Source organism: Mesorhizobium sp. M2A.F.Ca.ET.067.02.1.1, assembly GCF_004023285.1.
GTDB lineage: Bacteria > Pseudomonadota > Alphaproteobacteria > Rhizobiales > Rhizobiaceae > Mesorhizobium.
Genome location: NZ_RZSB01000511.1, coordinates 1 through 4,374, shown reverse-complemented (window position 1 = coordinate 4,374; position 4,374 = coordinate 1). Strand labels below are relative to the sequence as shown.

2 protein-coding genes and 2 pseudogenes are annotated in these 4,374 nt (G+C 63.7%); 2 read left to right on the top strand and 2 right to left on the bottom strand.

What is annotated here, in order from left to right; all coding sequences use genetic code 11:
- Positions 1-711: pseudogene (locus tag EOA28_RS26330) on the bottom strand (MFS transporter); the annotation flags it as partial.
- Between the two features lie 118 nt (positions 712-829).
- Here EOA28_RS26330 and EOA28_RS26325 point away from each other — a divergent pair.
- Positions 830-1,588, top strand: a complete 759-nt coding sequence (locus tag EOA28_RS26325) for a DeoR/GlpR family DNA-binding transcription regulator (RefSeq protein ID WP_126061166.1) — start codon at positions 830-832, stop codon at positions 1,586-1,588.
- Between the two features lie 105 nt (positions 1,589-1,693).
- A complete protein-coding gene (gene aspS, locus EOA28_RS26320; protein WP_126082967.1) occupies positions 1,694-3,490 on the top strand; it encodes an aspartate--tRNA ligase in 1,797 nt (598 codons plus the stop codon).
- A gap of 95 nt (positions 3,491-3,585) precedes the next feature.
- Here the strand turns inward: aspS and EOA28_RS26315 are convergent.
- Positions 3,586-4,374, bottom strand: a pseudogene (locus tag EOA28_RS26315) (hypothetical protein); the annotation flags it as partial.

Here is a 4,374-nt window from a genome sequence, read left to right as displayed (position 1 = left end):
TTCGAACACCGTGCGCATATAGATCGCCGACCAGTCCATGCTGGCGCCTTCCATCAGCATCGCCGACAGCGTCACCGCGACGAGGATGAGGATCGGCAGCGTGGGGCGCGCGAATATCGGCGCTTCGTCGCTGGTCGCGGCGAACCGCGCCGGCGCCGGCTCAAAGCCGCCGAGGAACAGCGCCATCGCAACCGCCACCATCGGCACTACCAGCGCCAGATGCAGTTGCGGCGAAAGGCCGAGATGCGCCAGCGCGCCGCCGAACAGGCCGGCGCCGAAGAAGCCGATGCTCCAGAAGGAATGCGCCCGGTTCATGATGCGGCGTTGGAGCAGGAACTCGGTCCTGTCGGCCTCGACATTCAAGATGATCTCGATGCTGCCGATCATCAGCCCGACCGGAACCAGCATCAGGAACAGAGACGCCGGGCCAGGCGCGTGCATCGCTATCGCATAGGCCAGGCCAAGCAACGGCACCAGCCAAAGCAGCGCGCGGCGAAAGCCTACACGCTCCAGGATAGGCGTCGCCAGCGTCAGCGCGACCAGTGTGCCGATCGGCGTGCCGATCAGGGCGAGCCCGAGCGTGCCATCCTCGATCCGCATGGCTCGCTTGATGTCGGGCAGGCGCGGGAAGATGTTGCCCATGGCAAAGGAATAGATCGCAAAGCCCGCATAGACGCGGTGCTGCGGAGCGAGTTTCAGGCCAAGGGTCATCGCGGGCATCCAACGAACAAGGAGATACGGCGGGCGAACTCCTCGACCCGCTCACGACCGTGTTCTTGCATGAACAGGCAAAACATGCAATAACGTGCACAAATAAATAGGATCGTGCATGCTCACCGAAGAACGCCACCAACTCATTCGCGACCAGCTTGCGGCGGACGGAAAGGTGCTGGCCGGCGAACTCGCCAGCCGTTTTGGCGTCTCGGAAGACACCGTGCGCCGCGATCTCAGGGAGCTCGCCAAGGCCGGGCAGTTGCGCCGGGTCTATGGCGGCGCGGTCGCCTCGGCGCCCTTCGCCGCCGCCACGCTCAGCCAGCGCAGCGGACATGCGGTCGAGGAGAAGACGCGCCTGGCGAAAGCGGCAGTGGGGCTGCTCGTGGCGGGGCAGTCCCTGTTCATCGATGGCGGCACGACCAATGAAGCCATCGCCAGGGCAATCCCGCGCGATATGGAACTGACCATTGCCACCAATTCGCTGGGGGTCGCCTCGGCGCTGGTCGATCGTCCTCTGGTCGAACTGATCGTGCTCGGTGGCCGCTATGTTCCCGATCTCGGCACCTGCGTGGGCGCCGATACGCTGGCCGCCGTGGCCCAGCTTGGCGCCGATCTGTTCTTTCTGGGCTCCTGCGGTCTGGATGCCGCGCGCGGCGTCACCGCCTTCGATTCGGCCGAAGCTGAGGTGAAACGCGCCATGGCGAAAAACAGCGCCGGCATTGTCATTGCCGTCACCAACGACAAGCTTGCGACTGCTGCGCCGTATCGTGTCGCCGGCGCCGATGCGATCCGCCATCTCGTGGTGGAAAAGACCGCGCCTGCCGCCACGCTCGCCGATTTCCAAAGCCAGGGCGCGCAAATCCACTTTGCCTGAGCGGAAGCGCGCCTGTGTGAGCGCTTGCCTTGACAAAGCCGGCCTCTCATGCGCTTTTCGCGCCAATTTTCGAGGGCTGGTGCCCGCAACTTCCGGACTTTGCCCATGACCACGCATCGTTACCGCAGCCACACCTGTGCCCAGTTGAGAAAGAGCGACGTCGGCAATTCCGTCCGCCTGTCGGGCTGGGTGCATCGCGTGCGCGACCATGGCGGGCTGCTCTTCATCGATTTGCGCGACCACTACGGCCTGACCCAGATCGTCGCCGATCCGGATTCGCCGGCTTTCAAAGTCGCCGAGACCGTGCGCGGCGAATGGGTGATCCGCGTCGACGGCGAGGTCAAGGCGCGGCTGCCGGAGACGGTGAACGCCAATCTGCCGACCGGCGAGATCGAGATTTTCGCGCGCGAGATCGAGGTGCTGTCGGCCGCCAAGGAACTGCCGCTGCCGGTGTTCGGCGAGCCCGAATATCCCGAGGATATCCGCCTGAAATACCGCTTCCTCGACCTGCGCCGCGAGACGCTGCACCGCAATATCGTGGCGCGGACAAAAATCATCGCCGAGATGCGCAAGCGCATGGGCGAGGTCGGCTTTACCGAATTCTCGACGCCGATCCTGACCGCGTCCTCGCCGGAAGGCGCGCGCGACTTCCTGGTGCCGTCGCGCATCCATCCCGGCACCTTCTATGCGCTGCCGCAGGCGCCGCAGCAGTACAAGCAGCTGATCATGGTGTCCGGCTTCGACCGCTATTTCCAGATCGCGCCCTGTTTCCGCGACGAGGACCCGCGAGCCGACCGGCTGCCCGGCGAATTCTACCAGCTCGACCTCGAGATGAGCTTCGTCGAGCAGGACGACGTGCTCTCCACCATGGAGCCGGTGCTTCGCGGCGTCTTCGAAACCTTCGCCAACGGCAAGCCGGTAACCCAGAAATTCCGCCGTATTCCATATGACGAGGCGATGCGCACCTATGGATCCGACAAGCCGGACCTGCGCAACCCGATCGAGATGCAGGCGGTCTCGGATCATTTCCGCGATTCCGGCTTCAAGGTCTTTGCCAACATCCTGGCCAACGATGCGAAGGCCGAGGTCTGGGCCATTCCGGCCAAGACCGGCGGCAGCCGTGCCTTCTGCGATCGCATGAATTCCTGGGCGCAGGGCGAGGGCCAGCCAGGTCTCGGCTATATCTTCTGGCGCAAGGAAGGCGAAAAACTCGAAGGCGCCGGTCCGATTGCCAAGAACATCGGCGAGGAGCGCACCGAGGCGATCCGCCAGCAACTCGGCCTTGCCGATGGCGATGCCGCCTTCTTCGTCGCGGGCGATCCGAAGAAGTTCGTCACCTTCGCGGGCGCTGCGCGCACCCGCGCCGGCGAGGAGCTGAACCTCGTCGACCGCGAGCGCTTCGAGCTGTGCTGGATCGTCGACTTCCCGTTCTTCGAATGGAACGAGGATGAGAAGAAGATCGATTTCGCCCACAACCCGTTCTCCATGCCGCAGGGCGGCATTGACGCGCTGAACGGCCAGGAGCCGCTCGGCATCAAGGCGTTCCAGTACGACATGGTCTGCAACGGCTTCGAGATCGCGTCGGGCGGCATCCGCAACCATCTGCCGGAAACCATGGTCAAGGCTTTCGAGATGGTCGGTCTGGATCGCGCGACTGTGGAAGAGCGCTTCGGCGGCCTCTATCGCGCCTTCCAGTATGGCGCGCCGCCGCATGGCGGCATGGCGGCCGGCGTCGACCGCATCGTCATGCTGCTCGTGGGGGCCAAGAACCTGCGCGAGATCACCATGTTCCCGATGAACCAGCAGGCCTATGACCTCTTGATGAACGCGCCGTCCGAAGCGACCCCGCAACAGCTGCGCGAGCTGTCGCTGCGCGTCTCGGTTACGAAGAAGGAAGGCTAGGACTCCCAGCCAAGCCTTTCTTTCCTCTTAAGAAATCGGCCGACAAAAAAGCCCGGCATCACTGCCGGGCTTTCGTTTGGAGCTGACGTGTTCGATCAGTCCTGGTTCGCCTTGACCTTGACGCCGAGCGTCTTGGGCAGGTCGAGCGGGTTGGACATGGCGCCGGCCATGATCAGCGCGAACGGTACCGACGACGGAGGCTCGGCCGAGATTTCCAGGCTCTTCGGATCGTCGAGGAAGGTGTTGACCGCCGACGAGACTTCCGCCGTCAGCTCGGGATTGTTGAGCTGCGCCATGCCGAACGGCACGATCGCCTTGGCCTGGTTGGCGACATCCTTGGCCGACATGCCCTGCTGCTTGCCGACATAGTCGAGCACCTTGCCGGTGAGCGAATCGTCCTCGAAACGCACCGAGGCGCCGTTGAAGGAAAGCTGCTGCATCAGTCCGAGCATGGCCATGCCTTGCGCGGAATTGTCCGCGCCTTCCGGCTGCGAGGCGAGCTGCTTCTGCATCGCCTGCATCGACTTGATGAAATCGACCGTGTAGCCGCCGAGGTTGAAGGTCATGCCGAGCGTGCCGGCATTCTCGACCGAGATGTCATATTTCGACAGCTCCATCTTGCCGTCGCTCGGCTGCCATGTGCCGGCCATGGCAATGTTGCCCGAGATGTTCTGGTAGCCGAGCGCCTCGATCGCTTCCTTCGACTTGGGGTCGTCGATCAGCGACAGGTCGGCGGTGAATTTTTCGGTGTTGGCGGTGAAGTCCATCGCCTTGCCGTCGGCCGGCGGGGTGATCTGGACCGCAAGCCCGTCCATCGCGAAGGCCGTCTTGTCGCCGACCTTGACCGTCATGTTGGAGAGCTCCGCCGATTTGTACATCATCAG

Bases quoted from the DNA above. Each gene is read 5' to 3' on its own strand.
- EOA28_RS26325 (WP_126061166.1), top strand. From the start codon at position 830: ATGCTCACCGAAGAACGCCACCAACTCATTCGCGACCAGCTTGCGGCG.
- aspS (WP_126082967.1), top strand. From the start codon at position 1,694: ATGACCACGCATCGTTACCGCAGCCACACCTGTGCCCAGTTGAGAAAG.